At 69.4% G+C, this 16912-nt stretch carries 14 protein-coding genes and 1 pseudogene; 8 read left to right on the forward strand and 7 right to left on the reverse strand.

Features of this window, described 5'->3' with window-relative positions:
- Nucleotides 1-1014, forward strand: a complete 1014-nt coding sequence (locus ACEOAB_RS27755) for a zinc-dependent alcohol dehydrogenase family protein (RefSeq protein WP_056597864.1) — start codon at nucleotides 1-3, stop codon at nucleotides 1012-1014.
- A gap of 184 nt (nucleotides 1015-1198) precedes the next feature.
- On the forward strand, nucleotides 1199-1906 hold the full coding sequence (gene aqpZ, locus ACEOAB_RS27760) for an aquaporin Z (protein WP_056597866.1): 708 nt from the start codon (nucleotides 1199-1201) through the stop codon (nucleotides 1904-1906).
- Nucleotides 1907-1938: 32 nt separating this feature from the next.
- Here aqpZ and ACEOAB_RS27765 read toward each other — a convergent pair whose 3' ends face one another.
- The 5 genes from ACEOAB_RS27765 to ACEOAB_RS27785 form a co-directional block, all read right to left on the reverse strand.
- Entirely contained in the window at nucleotides 1939-2277 is a 339-nt protein-coding gene (locus tag ACEOAB_RS27765) for a hypothetical protein (RefSeq protein WP_413750177.1), read from the reverse strand.
- A gap of 142 nt (nucleotides 2278-2419) precedes the next feature.
- Nucleotides 2420-3799 (reverse strand): sensor histidine kinase, encoded by a 1380-nt coding sequence (locus ACEOAB_RS27770; RefSeq protein WP_056597871.1) that lies wholly within the window; start codon nucleotides 3797-3799, stop codon nucleotides 2420-2422.
- Between the two features lie 127 nt (nucleotides 3800-3926).
- The gene (locus tag ACEOAB_RS27775; protein ID WP_056597873.1) at nucleotides 3927-4583 is read right to left on the reverse strand and encodes a response regulator; all 657 of its coding nucleotides are present in this window, start codon (nucleotides 4581-4583) and stop codon (nucleotides 3927-3929) included.
- A 194-nt stretch (nucleotides 4584-4777) separates the two neighbouring features.
- Complete coding sequence (locus ACEOAB_RS27780) at nucleotides 4778-5926, reverse strand: winged helix DNA-binding domain-containing protein (RefSeq protein WP_495653258.1); 1149 nt, start codon at nucleotides 5924-5926, stop codon at nucleotides 4778-4780.
- On the reverse strand, nucleotides 5893-6726 hold the full coding sequence (locus tag ACEOAB_RS27785) for a pseudouridine synthase (protein WP_056597877.1): 834 nt from the start codon (nucleotides 6724-6726) through the stop codon (nucleotides 5893-5895). Before ACEOAB_RS27785 ends, ACEOAB_RS27780 begins: the two co-directional genes overlap by 34 nt.
- Nucleotides 6727-6809: 83 nt before the next feature.
- Here ACEOAB_RS27785 and ACEOAB_RS27790 point away from each other — a divergent pair, with 83 nt between their 5' ends.
- The 6 genes from ACEOAB_RS27790 to ACEOAB_RS27815 all read left to right on the forward strand — a co-directional run bounded on the left by ACEOAB_RS27790 (nucleotide 6810) and on the right by ACEOAB_RS27815 (nucleotide 13169).
- Nucleotides 6810-7880 carry a bifunctional nicotinamide-nucleotide adenylyltransferase/Nudix hydroxylase gene (locus ACEOAB_RS27790; RefSeq protein ID WP_413751035.1) on the forward strand — a complete coding sequence of 357 codons (1071 nt, stop codon included), beginning with the start codon at nucleotides 6810-6812 and terminating at the stop codon, nucleotides 7878-7880.
- A gap of 66 nt (nucleotides 7881-7946) precedes the next feature.
- Nucleotides 7947-9392, forward strand: coding sequence for a nicotinate phosphoribosyltransferase (locus ACEOAB_RS27795; protein WP_413751034.1), 1446 nt, complete (start codon nucleotides 7947-7949; stop codon nucleotides 9390-9392).
- 338 nt (nucleotides 9393-9730) lie between these two features.
- Nucleotides 9731-10885: an MGDG synthase family glycosyltransferase gene (locus ACEOAB_RS27800; RefSeq protein ID WP_413750254.1), complete on the forward strand. Its 1155-nt coding sequence runs from the start codon at nucleotides 9731-9733 to the stop codon at nucleotides 10883-10885.
- Complete coding sequence (locus ACEOAB_RS27805; protein WP_056597884.1) at nucleotides 10882-11382, forward strand: hypothetical protein; 501 nt, start codon at nucleotides 10882-10884, stop codon at nucleotides 11380-11382. Before ACEOAB_RS27800 ends, ACEOAB_RS27805 begins: the two co-directional genes overlap by 4 nt.
- Nucleotides 11379-11951 (forward strand): dual specificity protein phosphatase family protein, encoded by a 573-nt coding sequence (locus ACEOAB_RS27810; RefSeq protein ID WP_056516599.1) that lies wholly within the window; start codon nucleotides 11379-11381, stop codon nucleotides 11949-11951. The genes ACEOAB_RS27805 and ACEOAB_RS27810 overlap by 4 nt, the downstream gene beginning before the upstream one ends.
- A gap of 87 nt (nucleotides 11952-12038) precedes the next feature.
- A complete protein-coding gene (locus tag ACEOAB_RS27815; protein ID WP_056597886.1) occupies nucleotides 12039-13169 on the forward strand; it encodes a zinc-binding dehydrogenase in 1131 nt (376 codons plus the stop codon).
- A 282-nt stretch (nucleotides 13170-13451) separates the two neighbouring features.
- Here the strand turns inward: ACEOAB_RS27815 and kdpE are convergent, their stop codons facing one another.
- Both kdpE and ACEOAB_RS27825 read right to left on the reverse strand, forming a co-directional pair.
- Nucleotides 13452-14147, reverse strand: a complete 696-nt coding sequence (gene kdpE / locus ACEOAB_RS27820) for a two-component system response regulator KdpE (RefSeq protein ID WP_495653259.1) — start codon at nucleotides 14145-14147, stop codon at nucleotides 13452-13454.
- A 4-nt stretch (nucleotides 14148-14151) separates the two neighbouring features.
- Nucleotides 14152-16907, reverse strand: a pseudogene (locus ACEOAB_RS27825) (DUF4118 domain-containing protein).
- Between the last annotated feature and the right edge of the window lie 5 nt (nucleotides 16908-16912).

Below are 16912 nucleotides of genomic sequence, written 5' to 3' on the forward strand. Positions count from 1 at the left end.
ATGCAAGAACCCGACACCCTGCGCCGCTGGCAACTGCCCCGGCTGGGCCGCACCCACCTCGCACAAACCGAAGCGCCGATGCCCACGCCGGGCGCGGGCCAGATCCTGGTGAAGGTCGGTGCGGTGGCGCTCAACTACCGCGACCTGCTGATGATTCGCGACGGCATGGGCATGCCGCTCGACCTTCCCTTCACGCCTGGCTCCGACATGGCCGGCACCGTGGTGGCCGCCGGCCCCGGCGTGACCCGCTTCGCCGTGGGCGACCGCGTGATCAACACCTTCTGGGGCGGCTGGATCGACAGCCACTGGCACGCCGACACCACGCTGCTGGGCGGCCCCGGCCCGGGCATGCTGGCGTCGCATGTGCTGATCGACGCGGCCTGGGCCGTGGCCGCACCCACCACGCTGAGCCTGGCCGAAGCGAGCACGCTGCCGTGCGCGGGCCTCACCGCGTGGTTCGCACTGGCCGAGACCGGTGGGCTGCGCGCCGGCGAGACCGTGCTGATCCACGGCACCGGCGGTGTCGCGCTGTTCGGACTGCAGATCGCGCGGCTGCATGGCGCGCAAGCCATCGTGGTCACGGGCAGCGAGGACAAGCGCGCACAGGCGCTCGCACTCGGCGCCACGCACGTGCTGGCGCGCGACGATGGCGACTGGCCCGCCGAAGTGCGCCGGCTCACCCACGGGCGCGGCGCAGATCACGTGCTCGAACTCGCGAGCGGCCCCAACCTCGACCGCTCGCTGCAGGCCGTGAAGCAGGGCGGGCGCGTGTCGATCATCGGCATGCTCGGCGGAGAGACGCTGGGCGCTTCGTTCTACGCAATGGTGCTGGGCCGCGTGACGGTGCAGGGCATCGGCGTGGGCCACCGGCGCGCGCTGGAGGACCTGGTGCGCGCCGTCGACGCGAATGCACTCAAGCCGGTGATCGCTGCGCGGTACGGGTTCGACGCACTGCCCGCCGCGCTCGATCACCTCGAACGCGGAGCGTTCGGAAAGGTCGTCGTCACGCTCTGAACGCTCTGAAGACAAGGCCTTTCGAAAACGCACCACGATTGCGAAATTGCACAAAAACCGAGCCATCCGTGAATAGGTCGCACTAGTGCAAAAGACGTGCTCGACGCCCCCTCCGGCCGTTCCTAGAATCCGCCCGCGCCTGGGCTCGTGCCCTGCGCGTTTTCACAACTCAAAGATGGAATTTATGGAACACAGTACCTACAAGAAATGGTCCGCGGAGTTCATTGGTACTTTCTGGCTCACGCTCGGAGGCTGCGGAAGCGCAGTTCTGGCCGCGGCCTTCCCGGGTGTCGGCATCGGCCTGCTCGGAGTCTCTCTTGCCTTCGGCCTCACGGTGGTGACGGGGGCCTATGCACTGGGCCCGATCTCGGGCGGGCACTTCAACCCGGCGGTGTCGATCGGCCTCGCGGCTGCGGGCCGCTTCAAGGCCTCGCAGCTCGCGGGCTACATCGTGGCGCAGGTGCTCGGCGCCATCGCGGCGGCCGGCGTGCTCTACCTCATCGCCACGGGCAAGCCGGGCGCGGACATCGGCGGCTTCGCCACCAACGGTTTTGGCGAACACTCGCCGGGCAAGTACGGCATGACGGCCGCGCTGCTGTGCGAAGTGGTGATGACAGCCGTGTTCCTGATCGTGATCCTCGGGTCCACCGCCAGGCGCGCGGCCGGCGGCTTCGCGGGCCTTGCCATCGGCCTGTGCCTCACACTGATCCACCTGATCTCGATCCCAGTGACCAACACCTCGGTCAATCCGGCACGCAGCACGGGGCCGGCCCTGTTCGGTCCGTCCTATGCCGTGTCGGAACTGTGGCTGTTCTGGGCGGCACCCATCGCGGGCGCCATCATCGGCGCAGTGATCTACCGCGCACTGCTCAGCAGCGGCAGCGACGACTGATCGTCGTCAGTGGCGGCGCTGCAGCTTCTTCTTCAGCTGCCGCTGCCCGACTTCACCATCGGCAGCGAGGTCGATTGCCCGATCGGCTCGGTGCCGGTCGCATGCGACGCCGCATAGGCGCCGGCCTGGACGTCGGCCACCGGCAGCGTCGAGGCCATCGCGGGTGCACTGGTCGACTGGCCCACAGGCTCGGTGCCGCTCGGATGGGCCGCGGCCATCGCGCCGGACTGGACTTCGGGATTCTCTGGCGAGTTCATCTGCAGCGGATGGAAGTCCGAGCCATCGGTGGTCTCGGCCGATGCGGTGACGGCGCCCATCGCGGCCAGCGCAGCGAAGGAACCGACGGCGAGTAGCTTGAAAGAAATGCGCATGACTTGCTCTCCTGAGGACAGGTTGTCTCCGGTCACCCGGCACGCGCGAACTGCGCGTGGCAGGACCTGAACGCACTCTAGGCAGCCAGACTGAGGCGAAGGTGAGCGATGTGTTAGCGGCGCGTGAGCGGCGCGCTGCCCGCTACGCCGCCGCCGAGGGCAGGTGCACGCGCGCCATCAGCCCCGGTCCATCGGCGCGATTGCACAGCTCGATGCGCAGGCCATGCCGCTCGGCCGCCGTGCGCGCGATCGCGAGCCCCAGCCCGCTGCCGCCTGCCACGGCGCCCGGCACGCGGAAGAAGCGGTCGAACACGCGGCCGATCGCGGCCGGCGGAATGCCCGGGCCGTTGTCCAGCACGTCGACCACCGCGTGGCCTTCGGCCTGGTGCAGCTTCACGTCGACCACGCCGCCTTCGGGCGCATAGCGCAGCGCGTTGTCGATGAGGTTGTCGAACACGCTGCGCAGCTCGGCCGCGGGCGCGAACACCACCGCGGCGATGCTGCCTTCGAAACCGATGTCCACGCGCCGCGCGTCGGCCAGCACCATCAGCTGGCTCACGCTTTCGCGCAGCAGCACCTCGACGTCGACGCGCTCGCGCGCATCGCCGCCCTGCGGCGCGTCCTGCCGCGAGAGGTGCAGCAGCTGCTCGATCAGGTGCTGCGCGCGCGTGACGCCGGCTTCGAGCTGGTTGAAGCGCTCGGTGGCCTCGCCGGCCGGCACGTGCGCGCGCAGGTTCTCGATCTGCAGGCCGATGGCGGCCATCGGCGTGCGCAGCTCGTGGGCCGCGTCCTGCACGAAGCGCCGCTGCGTGGCGAAGGCGCTGCGCACGCGCGACAGCAGGTTGTTGAAGGCGCCCACCAGCGGCGCGATCTCGTCGGGCACGCGCGCGAGCGACAGCTCGGTGGGGCTGCGTTCGTCCTGCGAGGCCACGTCGCGCGCCACCACACGCAGCGTGCGCGAGGCGGCCGACACGATGATCCACAGGATCAACAGCGCCAACGGCAGCAGCAGCGTGATCGGCAGGCCTTCGAGCAGCGCGCGGCGCAGGGCGCGGCGGCGGCGGTAGTCCTCGTTCTGCAGCACCTGCACGCGCGGCTGGTCGGCGCGCGTGCCGGGCGGCGCGGTGAACACGCGCCAGGCGGAACCCGCGTGCGTACCGGTGTTCACGTCGCCGAAGCCGGGCTGGGCCTGCAGGGGCACCGCGAGCACGGGCCATGAAGTGGCGCGCAGCGTGCGGCCGTCGGCGCTCCAGATCTGCACGATGAAGGCGCCGCGCGAGAAGGCCGCCTCGCCGTTCATCGGGCGCGGCAGCTTCGCCGGATCGCTGCCCGCGTACGACTCGGCCACGAGGCGCATCTGTTCGTCCAGCGCGTTGTGCACGAGGTTGCCGTAGGCCACGAACGAGAACCAGGCCGTGAGCATCGCCGCCCCCAGGTGCAGCGTGACGAGCCACAGCAGCAGCTGCGTGCGCAGCGAACGCGGCCGCCACCAGCGGCCGGTGCCGCGCGAAGCTCCGTTCATTGGCAGGGCAACCCGTCTGCCTGTACGCGGAACACCGTGGAACCGGCTTTGCCGGGCCACCGGTGTTGCCCCCGGTAGGGGGTTGGCGAAGCGACACGAAGTGCGCGAAGCCTGGGGGCGAGCATCATCATGCCGCGACGCGCCAGCCGAGCCCGCGTACGTTGCGGATCGATTCGGCGCCGAGCTTGCGGCGCATGCCGTGGATGAGCACGTCGATCGCGTTGCTCGTGACTTCCTCGCCCCAGCCGTAGATGCGGTTCTCGAGCTGCTCGCGCGAAAGGATGGCGCCGGGCCGCTCCAGCAGCGCGTGCAGCAGGGCGAACTCGCGCGCCGTGAGCGCCTCGCGCGCACCGTTGGTCACCACCTCGCGCGTGGTGAGGTCGAGCTGCAATGCACCGCTGCCGACCAGCGAATGCGCAGCGCCGTCGCGGCGCCGCACCACGGCGCGCATGCGCGCGAGCAGCTCGCGGAACTCGAAGGGCTTGAGCAGGTAGTCGTCGGCACCGAGGTCGAGGCTGTGGATGCGGTCGTCGAGGCCGTCGCGCGCGGTGAGCACCAGCACCGGGGTGGCGTCGCCGCGTTCGCGCGCGCGGCGCAGCACTTCGGTGCCGTCGTGCTTCGGCAGCCCGAGGTCGAGCAGCACGCAGGTGTAGCCGCCATCGCCGAGCGCGCTCTGCGCCAGTTCGCCGTCGCGCACCCAGTCCGCGGACCAGCCCGCGCCCTCGAGCGCCTGCTTGAGGCTGCGCCCGATCATTTCATCGTCTTCCACCAACAGCACGCGCATCGCGGCAACTCCTTCGGCCGCAAGGTAGCACGCGACCGGAATGATCGGAAGTGCCTGCGCCGAGGCGCAGCGTAGTGGCGCAGAGTTACGCGGGACTTAAAGCCCCCGTCTTGCTCCCTCTCCCTCCGGGAGAGGGTTGGGGTGAGGGCATGTGCGCTCGACAAAGCGCGGCGCCTGGGTGGATGCCGTGGCCCTCACCCCCGCCCTCTCCCGGAGGGAGAGGGAGCAAGACCGCGCACTGCATGGTGTTCGCCCTCGCCGTCGGAGGTGAAGGCCAGCAGCTCCAGGGCCTCTTCCTCCACACCGAGGCGGTCGGCCTTGGACCAGCGCGTGAAAGGCTCCAGCACCACGGTCGCGGTGTTCTTCGCCCGCTCGATCTTCCAGACACCCGCCACGAACCCATCGAGCAGCACCGTGCCGCGCACGATGCCGTTGACGGTGAACACGCGGGCCCGGTGCGCTTCGCTCAGCACGCGGCTGCGGTCGGCGTGCGCAAGCAGCAGGTTGTCCCACTCGGCCACGAGGCGCGGCGGCGCGGGCATGTCGGGGTCGGGGCGCGGCGCGCGGGGCAGGTCGAAGAGCTCCTGCCCGTCTTCGCCGACGAACACGCGCAGCTGCGGCCGCAGGCGCTCGGCCACCGCCTTCCAGCCCGTGAGGCCCGACCATGCGCCGGCATCGGCCAGCGTGGCGGGACCAAAGGCGGCGAGGTAGCGCAGCAGCAGGTCGTCCTGCGTGGCCGGAGGTGCCTCGACGTCGTCCAGCCAGTCGCCCAGGGGCTGCAGCAATGCACTCTGGTGCGAGTTCCAGCTGCCGGCCGGCGGCAGGTGCACCAGCGGCAGGTTGTTGCGGATCAGCGCGGCGAGAGAGGCGGTCTCGCGGCCCTTCCATCGCATGCCGAGGGCCTGCCCGAGCTCGGCGCTGGTGCGCGGCTTCTCGCCGAGCAGCGCGCGCCCCGCCGCCACCACCGCCGCGCGGTCGAGGCCTTCGAGCGCGCGCTTGTGGCTGCTGCCCATCAGCCCGCGCTGGTGAACAGGCTCCAGCAGCGGACGCCACGCCAGCGCATCGTGCGCGGTCATCAGGTGCAGGGTGGAGCGCATCGTCGACAAGCGCACGATGCGGCGCCTGCGCATTGCCTCGGTCAGCTGGTCGCGCTCGAAGCCTTCGAGCCGGCTCCAGAGGCCGATGTAGGGCGGGTTGGGTGCCTGCGCCTGCAGCCCGGCAAGCCGTTCGACGGCTTGCACTGCCGTGAGCTTTCGCCGCGCCAGCAGCATCTGCCGCGCCAGCGTGGCGCGGTTCAGCGCGCGCAGGCTCAGAATTTCTCGTGCGGCCCGAGGTAGCGCCATTGCCCCACCGGCAGGTTGCCGAGCATCACCTTGCCGATGCGCACGCGCTTCAGCCCCACAACCTTCAGGCCCACCAGTTCGCACATGCGGCGGATCTGCCGCTTCTTGCCTTCGGTTAGCACGAAGCGCAGCTGCTCGGGGTTCTGCCATTCGACCCGCGCTGGCTTCAGCGCTTGGCCATCGAGGCTCAGGCCATGGCGCAGCTTCGCCAGCATGGCCGGTGGAAAGACCGCCTGCACGTTGGTGGTGACGGGATCGTCGTCGTCCATGCGCACCAGCTGGCCCGTGGGCGCGGGCTGGCCCAGGCCGTGGTAGGCCACGCGCACGAGGTATTCCTTCTCCATCACCGAGTCTTCGCCGATGAGCTGGCGCGCGATGCGGCCGTCCTGCGTCATGACGAGCAGGCCGATGGAGTCGATGTCCAGGCGCCCGCACGGCGCGAGGCCGCGCAGCTGCTGCGGGCTGAAGAAGAAGCGCGCGTTGTCGTCGGCCCAGCGGTTCTGCGGCGTGAACAGCGTGACCGCGGGCTCGTGGCCGTCTTCGGCCTGCCCGCTCACGTAGCCGATGGGCTTGTTGATGAGGATGGTGACCTGGTTGGCCTGCTGGCCCTTGGCCGCCTTGTCGATCTCGATGCGGTCGGACGGCACGACCTTCACGCCCATCTCGGCCGGTTTGCCGTTGACCTTCACCCAGCCGTTGGCGATCCATTCGTCGGCCTCGCGGCGCGAGCACATTTTCAGTTCGGCCATGCGCTTGTTGAGGCGCACGGCACCAGTGGGGGGAGTGGAGGGCTCGGTCATCGGAAGGCTTGATCAATGTGCGGCACCGATGCTATCCTGAACGCAAGCGCGAGTTGATCGCGCCCTTTTTGGGGGATTCCCAAGTGAGCACACGCAAGTACCAGTACGCCATCGTCATCGGGCGTTTCCAGCCCGTCCATTTCGGACACCAAAGACTCATCGAAGAAGGCCTGCGCGCCGCCGATCGGGTCATCGTGGTGGTCGGCTCCGACCGCAAGCCACGCAGCGTCAAGAACCCCTTCACCTTCGACGAGCGCGAACGCATGGTGCGCGCCTGCCTGCGCGGCACCGAGCAGATGCGCGTGAGCGTGGTGGGCGTGGGCGATTCGCCCTACAACGACCAGATCTGGATCGCGTCGATCCAGTCGGCCGTCGAGAAGCTGATCCAGCAGGATGGCCATGCGCCGGCCAAGGCCAAGGTCGCGCTGGTAGGCCATCTGAAGGACGCATCGAGCTACTACCTGAAGCTCTTCCCGCACTGGGAATTCGCCGGCCAGAACAGCGTGGAGAGCCTCAACGCCACCGACGTGCGCAGCCTCTATTTCGACCCCGAGAACCGCGGCCAGCTGGCGCGCGCCGACCTGCCCGACGGCACCGCGGCCTTCCTCGAGCAGTTCGCAAACACCGCCGACTACGCCGAGCTCTGCGAGGAGCGCGCGTTCCTCGCCGACTACCGCGACAAGTACCGCTATGCGGGCAGCAGCTTTCCGCCGATCTACACCACGGTCGACGCCATCGTGGTCGAGGCGGGCCACATCCTGCTCGTGCAGCGCAAGTTCCATCCCGGCAAGGGCACCTGGGCGCTGCCCGGCGGCTTCGTCGGCCAGCACGAGCGCCTGCAGGACGCGGCCATCCGCGAGCTGAAGGAAGAAACCCGGCTCAAGGTGCCCGTGCCCGTGCTCAACGGCAGCATGAAGGCCAGCCATGTGTTCGACGCGCCCGACCGCTCGCAGCGCGGGCGCACCATCACGCACGGCTTCTTCTTCGAGCTGGCGCACAACCAGTGGACGGGCCTGTCGGAGGTGCGCGCCGACGACGATGCGGCCGAGGTGCGCTGGGTGCCGATCGCCGAGTTCCTCGACATGCAGGACCGCATCTACGAAGACCACTTCTTCATCGCGAATCATTTTTTGGGTGGCCTGGGCAAGAACTGAACGACCAGGCTTTGTCAGCAAGAACGGCCCTGGTTGACGGGGCCAACGTGAAAGGAGCTTTCACACATGAACCGCAATCTCACCTCCACGCCCCTGGGCAACAACCTGCTGCTTCGCACCGACTCCTACAAGGTGTCGCACTGGATGCAGTACCCGCCCGGCACGCAGACGGTGTACAGCTACATCGAATCGCGCGGCGGCATCTTCAGCCACTCCCTCTTCTTCGGCCTGCAGGCCTACCTGCGCGAATACCTGCAGACGCCGGTGACGCTGGCCGACGTGGAGGAAGCCGCCGCACTCATGGCCGTGCACGGCGAGCCTTTCAACCGCGAGGGCTGGCTGCGCCTGATCGAGAAGCATGGCGGGCTGATGCCGGTGCGCATCCGCGCGGTGCCCGAGGGCAGTGTGCTGCCGGTGCACAACGTGCTCGCGACCATCGAGAACACCGACCCCGAGTTCTTCTGGGTCACGAGCTTTCTCGAGACCGAGCTGCTGCGCGCCATCTGGTACCCGACTACGGTGGCCACGCTCTCGGCCGCCGCGCGCACCACGCTGCTGCGGTATCTCGAGGCGACCTGCGACGACCCGCAAGGGCAGATCGCCTTCAGGCTGCACGACTTCGGCGCACGCGGCGTGTCGAGCCTCGAATCGGCCGCGCTCGGCGGCATGGCCCACCTGGTGAACTTCATGGGCACCGACACGCTGGCCGCGCTGGTGGCCGCGCGCCGGTATTACGACTGCGACGTGGCGGGCTTCTCGATTCCCGCGGCCGAGCACAGCACCATCACGGGCTGGGGCCGGGAGCACGAAGCCGACGCGTATAGCAACATGATCGACCAGTTCGGCAAGCCCGGCGCGACCTTCGCGGTGGTGAGCGACAGCTACGACATCTTCAACGCCTGCGCACGCATCTGGGGCGACGAGCTGAAGGCAAAGGTGGTGGCCTCGGGCGCGACGCTGGTGGTGCGGCCCGACTCGGGCGACCCGGCCGAAACCACGCTCAAGGTGGCGCAGATCCTGGCCGAGCGCTTCGGCACGACGACCAATGCCAAGGGCTTTCGCGTGCTGAACAACGTGCGCATCATCCAGGGCGACGGCGTGAACCTCGACTCGCTGCGGCTGTGCCTGTCGAACTTCTTCCACAACGGCTTCTCGACCGAGAACATCTCCTTCGGCATGGGCGGCGGGCTGTTGCAGCAGGTCAACCGCGACACGATGCAGTGGGCGATGAAGTCTTCGGCCATGCAGGTGAACGGCGAGTGGCGCGATGTGTACAAGTCGCCGGTGGGCGATGTGGGCAAGGCCTCGAAGAAGGGGCGGCTCGCGCTGGTGAAGAACGCGCGCGGCGAGGTGCAGACATTGCGCGAAGAAGCGCTCTCGGCGGGGCAGAGCGATTTGCTGCAGACGGTGTTCGAGAACGGTCGCATCGTTGAGAGCACTACGTTCGAGGCTGTTCGCGAAAGGGCTGCGGCGGGGGTGAATCAGTTCATTACCTCTCGGGCGCCGCTCTGAGCGGTGGCCTTCAGGGCGTGTGCACAGGCCACCGGGTACTCCCCTCCGCGAATGTCCCCCGGCCTGCGGCCTCCTCCTTTATTTCGCTGCGGGGAGCACCCGGTGCCCTGCGCACGATGAGCGCGGCCGTTGTGCTGGCCGATCAAACGCGACGCTGAACGATCACGCTGGCGGGGTGCCTTGCGCAGCGAAATAAAGGAGGAGCCGAAGGCGGGGGACATTCGCGGAGCAAGGTACCCCGTCGGCGTGATCGCGCCCCAGATCCCAAGACCTCTGCACCAACCGCAAGCAGCAAGTGCCACATGGCATCGCCATAATCCGCGCAACTTCCGGAATTCATGACCAAACTCCTGATCCTCAGCGTGAGCGCCGGCAACGGCCACGTGCGTGCAGCACAGGCGCTTACCGCCACCGCACAGTCCCTCGCCCCGCCCTGCACCGCGGTCCACATCGACGCGATGGCCCACGTGGCCGGCGGTTTCCGCAAGGTCTACACCGACTGGTACATCCAGCTCGTGAACCGCGCACCCGAGCTGTGGTCGTACCTGCACCAGCGCACCGACAGCACGCCGCACCACGCGCCCTCGCAACGCCTGCGCCGCGGCATCGAACGGCTGAGCACCGGCGCGCTCGTGAAGGAGATTCGCCGCGAGAAGCCCGATGCCGTGGTCTGCACGCACTTCCTGCCGGCCGAGCTGCTGATGCGCGAGCGCAACCGCGGCCGCATCGACTACCCGGTGTGGCTGCAGATCACTGACTACGACCTCCACAACATGTGGCTGGTGCCGGGCATGGCAGGCTACCTGGCCGCCACGGAAGAGGTGGCGTTCCGCCTGCGCGCGCGCGGCATTCCCGCAGACCGCATCCACGTCACCGGCATTCCGGTGATGCCGGCGTTTTCCGAACCCGATGTGCCGGCGCTCGCGCGCAACGCCTGCGTGGCGGAACTCGGCCTCGATCCTTCGCGGCCCGTACTGCTGATGGCGTCTGGCGGCGCAGGCGTCGGCGACCTGGCGAGCATGGTGGAGCGCGTGCTCGGCCTCGGCGGTGAAGGCAACTTCCAGGTCATCGCCGTGGCGGGCCGCAACGTGGAAGCGCACGGCAAGCTCGAAGCGCTGGCCAGGCGCTACCCGGGCCGCGTGGTGGCCATCGGCTTCACCAACGAGATGCACAAGATGATGGCCGCGGCCGACCTCGTCGTGACCAAGCCCGGCGGCCTCACGGTGTCCGAGTGCCTGGCGCTCGGCAAGCCGATGCTGCTGATCTCGCCCATTCCCGGGCAGGAAGAACACAACGCCGGCTTCCTGATGGAGGAAGGCGCGGCCTGGCTCGCCTACGACGCCATCGGCCTCGACTACAAGGTGGCGCGGCTGATGGCCGACCCCGCCAAGCTTGCGCACATGGCCTCGCGCAGCCGGGCGCTGGGCAAACCGCAGGCCGCGCGCGCGGTGCTGCAGCACGTGCTGGCTGCGCCGGCGGGAACGACGGCGTGAGCGGCGCCGCCGAAAAGACGGGCGTGGCCCGCACGCTCGGCTATCTCGCCTGGGTGGTCGTCATGGCCTTCTTCTTCGCCAACGCCGAGATCCAGATCGAAGGCGGCGCGGGCTGGGCCACCTCGCTGCCCACTTGGCGCATCGAGAACAGCATCTGGCTCGACCTCTTCTGGGGTGGCCGCGCGATGACGGGCTACCACGCCTGGGTGTTCACCTTCATGGCGCTGGTGTTCTTCTCGCCGCTGGCCTTCAACGGGCGCTGGACGTGGCGCGACGTCGGGTTGGCGGTGGCGGGGCTCATCGTGTTCTGGGTGTGCGAAGACTTCCTGTGGTTCATCATCAACCCGGCCTTCGGCTGGGCGCGCTTCAATGCGGTGGATGCGTTCTGGCACAAGCACTGGGTGTGGGGCGCGCCGGTCGACTACTGGGGCGGGCTCGCGGTGGCGGCGCTGATCCTGGGGACGCGGCACTGGGGGCGCGAGAAGAAGAAGCAATGACGAAGAAGCACAAGACAGCAGCAGCAACAGCGGAAGAAGGCATCGCCGACCCGCGCCCCGGCCACTGGGCCGACCCGCTGGACGAACTACAGGTCGAGAACCTGCACCGCATCACGCCCACGCTCTACCGCAGCGCGCAGCCGCGGCGCGCCAACATGGCGGCGCTGCAGTCGCTGGGCATCCGCACCGTGGTGAGCTTGCGCTCCTTCAACGACGACAGGAAGGTGTTCGCGGGCACCGGCATCCGGCTGGTGCGCGTGCCGATCAACACCTGGTCCATCGACGACGCCAAGGTGCTGCGCGCGCTGGTGGCGATCCGCGAGGCCGGGAAGCACGGCCCGGTGCTCATTCACTGCATGCACGGCGCCGACCGCACCGGCGTGATCGCGGCGGTCTACCGCATGGCGGTGCAGGACTGGGACAAGGACAGCGCGCGCCACGAGATGCTGCGCGGCGGCTACGGCTATCACACGCTCTGGCGCAACATTCCGCGCTACATCGAACGGCTCGACCCGGTGAAGATGCGCCACGCGCTGGCCCATGCGCCGGTGGTTCCCGTGGTGTCCTGAAGGCGCCTGCAGCTTTCGCACCGCGCTCCTATACTGGCCGCCCCGTGGCCACAGGCCATCTGCGAACCGTCTGAAAAGGGGCCTCCCATGGCACTGCAAATCCGCTCCCTCATCCGCGCCAACGGCGAACTCGAACTCTCGCTGCACGACGACCCGATCCCCGAACCGCAGGCCCACGAAGTGGTGATCCGCGTCGAGGCGTCGCCATTGAACCCGTCGGACCTCGGCCTGCTGTTCGGTGCGGCCGACATGAGCACGGCCAAGGCCTCGGGCACCGCCGAGCGCCCGGTCGTCACCGCCACGGTGCCCGAGCGTGCGCTTCCCGCCATGGCGGCGCGGCTCGGCGAATCGATGCCGGTCGGCAACGAAGGCGCGGGCGTGGTGGTGAAGGCCGGTTCGTCGCCGGCTGCGCAGGCGCTGCTCGGCAAGACCGTGGCGGCCATCGGCGGCGCGATGTACTCGCAGTACCGCTGCCTCGCCGCTGCCCAGTGCATGGAACTGCCCGAAGGCACCACGCCGGCCGAAGGCGCGTCGTGCTTCGTCAATCCGCTTACCTCGCTGAGCATGGTCGAGACCATGCGCATGGAAGGCCACAAGGCGCTGGTGCACACGGCCGCCGCGTCGAACCTGGGCCAGATGCTCAACAAGATCTGCCAGAAGGACGGCATCGCGCTCGTCAACATCGTGCGCAAGCAGGAGCAGGAAGACCTGCTGCGCGGCCTGGGCGCGAAGTACGTGTGCAACGCGACCTCGCCCACCTTCCTCGAAGACCTGACGCAGGCATTGGTCGAAACCGGCGCCACACTGGCCTTCGACGCCACCGGTGGCGGCAAGCTCGCCGGGCAGATCCTCGGCTGCATGGAAGCCGCGATCAACCGCACGGCCAAGGAATACAGCCGCTACGGTTCGACCACGCACAAGCAGGTGTACATCTACGGCGGCCTCGACCGCAGCCCGACCGAGTTCGTGCGCAACTTCGGCATGGCGTGGGGCATGGGCGGGTGGCTGCTGTTCCCGTTCCTCGGAAAGCTCGGCGACGAAGGCACCAAGCGTTTGAAGGCGCGCGTCGTCGCGGAGCTGAAGACTACGTTCGCGAGCAAGTACACGCGTGAGGTTTCGCTGGTCGAGGCACTGCAGCTCGATGCGATCGGGGTTTATGGGAAGCAGGCTACGGGGGAGAAGTTCTTGCTGAATCCGAACAAGGATGTTGTTGCTTGAACGTTGCGCGTGGGCCGTTGGCGCGCTCACGCCGACGGGGTACCTTGCTCCGCGAATGTCCCCCGGCCTGCGGCCTCCTCCTTTATTTCGCTGCGCAAGGCACCCCATCGGCGTGATCGTTCAGAGCACTGGTTGATCGGCCGCGAATCAGCACCGTGCCCTGTGCTCAGGGCATCGGGTGCTCCCCGCAGCGAAATAAAGGAGGAGGCGAAGCCGGGGGACATTCGCGGAGGGGAGTACCCGGTGGCCTGTGCACGCGCCCTGAACGCACGCACCCGAGAGCTAAACAACCAGCCGATACCCCACCGCAGTTTCAGTCAGCAAATGACGAGGCTGCGCCGGATCGACTTCGAGCTTCTGCCGCAGATGCCCCATGTAGATCCGCAGGTAGTGGCTCTGGTCGGCGTACGACGGCCCCCACACCTCGCGCAGCAGCTGGCGCTGCGTCAGCACGCGCCCCGCGTTCGCGACCAGCACCGACAGCAGCCGGTATTCGGTCGGCGTCAGGTGCACCTCGACACCCGCGCGGCGCACGAGGCGCGCGGCGCGGTCGAGTTCGATCTCGCCGAAGCGGAACAGCGCCTCGGGCGTTGCTTCCTCGGTGCTGGCGGTGCGTGGGCGGCGCAGGTTGGCGCGCACGCGGGCCAGCAGCTCGCCGGTGCCGAAGGGCTTGGTGAGGTAGTCGTCGGCGCCGGCGTCGAGGGCGGCTATCTTGTCGGCTTCGTCGGTACGTGCCGACAGCACGATGATCGGCACGGCCGACCAGCCGCGCACATCGCGGATCAGCGAGACGCCGTCGCCGTCGGGCAGGCCGAGGTCGAGCACCAGCAGGTCGGGCTGGCGCGTGCCGGCCGCGGCGAGCCCGTCGCGCACGGAGCCGGCCTCGTGCACCACCCAGCCCTCGGCCTCGAGCGCGCCGCGCACGAACCGGCGGATCTGCGGCTCGTCTTCGATCACGATGGCGGTAGGAGAAGGCATGGGTTCAGAGCTGTGCTTCGGCGGGTTCCGGTGGCTCGCGGCGCGGCAGGGTGACGGTGAATTCTGCACCGCCGTCGCGCGCATTTTCAGCCGTGATCTCGCCGCCGTGCGCGCTCACCACCGCCTTGCAGATCGCCAGGCCCAGGCCACGCCGGGCGTGGCCGACTCGACCTCGCCGCGCGTGAACTTGTCGAAGAGCTTCTGTTCGCGGCCCAACAGCGCGGCCGGCAGGCCGGGGCCGTGGTCTCGCACCGTCAGCACCAGAGCACCGGGCTCGGCACGCGCGCCGACCACGATGGGCGGCGCGCCGTACTTGGTGGCGTTCTCCAGCAGATTGACCAGCACGCGCTCGATGAGCACCGCGTCGAACTCGACCAGCGGCAGGTCCGGGTCGAGCGCGGTCTGCACCACGGTGCTGCCCAGCGACGTGCGCGCCGCGCGGATGGCCGAGCCCACCACCTCCTCCACAGACTGCCAGTCGCGCCGCAGGTTCACCGCGCCGCCGGCGATGCCGCTTTCGAGCCGCGCCATGTCGAGCAGGTTGCTCACCAGCGCATGCAGCTCGTGCGCCTGCGCGACGATGGCGCGCGCGGCATTGGCGTGCTCCTCGGGCGGCAATGTCTGCAGCGACTCGGCCAGCGCGATGAGCGCGGTGAGCGGCGTGCGCACATCGTGCGAGATGGCGCCCAGCAGCGCGTTGCGCAGCCGCTCCGATTCCATCTCGACCACGGCCTGCTGCGCCACCTCGACGTAGTGCACGCGCTCCAGCGCGATCGCGATCTGCCGTGCCAGCGTGTCGAGCTGCTGCGCCTGCTCGGGAATGAGCAGCCAGCGCGGCTGCGCGGGCGAGAGCGCGAGCACGCCGCGCACGCGCATCGGCGCCTGCAGCGGCACGTAGTGCCAGGGCTGGGCCGCGAGCGTGGCGGTGGCGAGGCCGGCGCTCTGGCCGTGGCGGAAGGCCCAGTCGGCCACCTGCGGATCGAAACCCTCGGGCGCGTCGGTGGGCATCACGAGCTGGTCGGCCGCGTCGGTCACGAGCACCAGCGCATCGCCGCCGAAGTGCCCGCGCACGGCAGCGGTGCCGAGCATGACCACCTGCGAGGCTTCGAGCGCGGCCGACAGTTCGCGTGTGAGCTCGAACAGCGAACGCGCGCGCCGCTCGCGGCTGGTCGACACGCCCGCCGCGAAGCGCAGCCCCGCGGTGAGCTGCCCCACCAGCAGGCCGACGCCGAGCATGATCGCGAAGGTCAGCACGTACTGAACGTCGCTCACCGCGAACGACATGCGCGGCGGCACGAAGAAATAGTCGAAGGCCGCGACGTTGAGCAGGGCGGCCAGTGCCGAGGGCCCGCGCCCGAAACGCATCGCCACGCCCACCACGCCGAGCAGGAACACCATGACGATGTTCGACAGCTCCAGCACGCCGACCAGCGGCGTGCACGCCAGCGTGAGCGCGATGCTGGTGGCTGCCGCCCATGCATAGCCGGGCCAGTGGATGGGCGCCTTCTCGTGGTCGTCGCTGTCGATGCTCGCGCCCTGCAGCGGCGCGCGCGACAGGCGGCGCGAGCTTTCGGCGGGCGCCACTTCCATGATGTCGAGCGCCGGCGCGCGCTGCGCCAGCGAGCGCGCGAGCGGCACCGCCCTCGCGGGCCACCAGCGCCGCCAGCCGGCCTCGGGCTGCGAGCGCCCGAGCACCAGCGTGGCGCAGTTGAGCCGCCTTGCCTGCTCGGCGAGCTGCTCGGCCACGTCGGAGCCGGTGAGCACGGCCGTGGCCGCGCCCAGTTCTTCCGCGAGCTTGAGCACCGCGAGGATGCGGTCGCGCTCCGCCGCGGCCAGCCGCTGCAGCCGCGGCGTCTCGACGTACACCGCATGCCAGCGCACGCTGAGCTGTCCCGCGAGCCTCGCGGCGGTGCGCACGGTCTGCGCCGCGCCCTCGTGCGGGCCGACGCACGCGAGGATCGCGCCCGATGTGTTCCAGGCCTGCAGGCCGGGGCCCTTGCCGTTCCCGCCCCCGCCGCCTGGGCCCGACTGCTCCACGCGCCAGCCGCGCACGTCGTCTTCCACGTGCTCGGCGGTGCGCCGCAGCGCGATCTCGCGCAGGGCGATCAGGTTGCCCTTGCGGAAGAAGTTCTGCGCGGCGCGTTCGGCCTGCTGGGGCAGGTAGACCTTGCCGGCCGACAGCCGCGCGGTGAGTTCGTCGGGCGTGACATCGACCAGCACCACCTCGTCGGCCTCGTCGAGCACGGTGTCGGGCACGGTCTCGTGCACGCGCACGCCGGTGATGGCGCCAACCGTACCGTTGAGGCTTTCGAGATGCTGCACGTTGAGCGCCGACCACACCTCGATGCCGGCGGCCAGCAGCTCCTGCACGTCCTGCCAGCGCTTGGCGTGGCGCGAGCCGGAGGCATTGGTGTGAGCCAGTTCGTCGACCAGCAGCACGGCGGGCTTGCGCGCGAGCGCGGCGTCGAGGTCGAACTCGGCGAGCGTGCGCCCGCGGTAGTCCAGCTCGCGCAGCGGCAGCGCCTCCAGCCCCGAGAGCAGCGCGGCGGTCTCGCTGCGGCCATGGGTCTCGACCACGCCGATCAGCACGTCGCGACCGGCGGCACGCTCGCGCTGGGCGGCGCTGAGCATGGCCCATGTCTTGCCGACGCCCGCGCTGGCGCCGAAATAGATGCGCAGCTTGCCGCGCTGGGCGCGCGCCTCGTCGCTGCGCAGCTGCGCGAGCAGCGCGTCGGGATCGGGACGGAGCACTTCGTTCATCGGCG

The sequence above is a fragment of the Variovorax sp. Varisp53 genome, assembly GCF_059491555.1.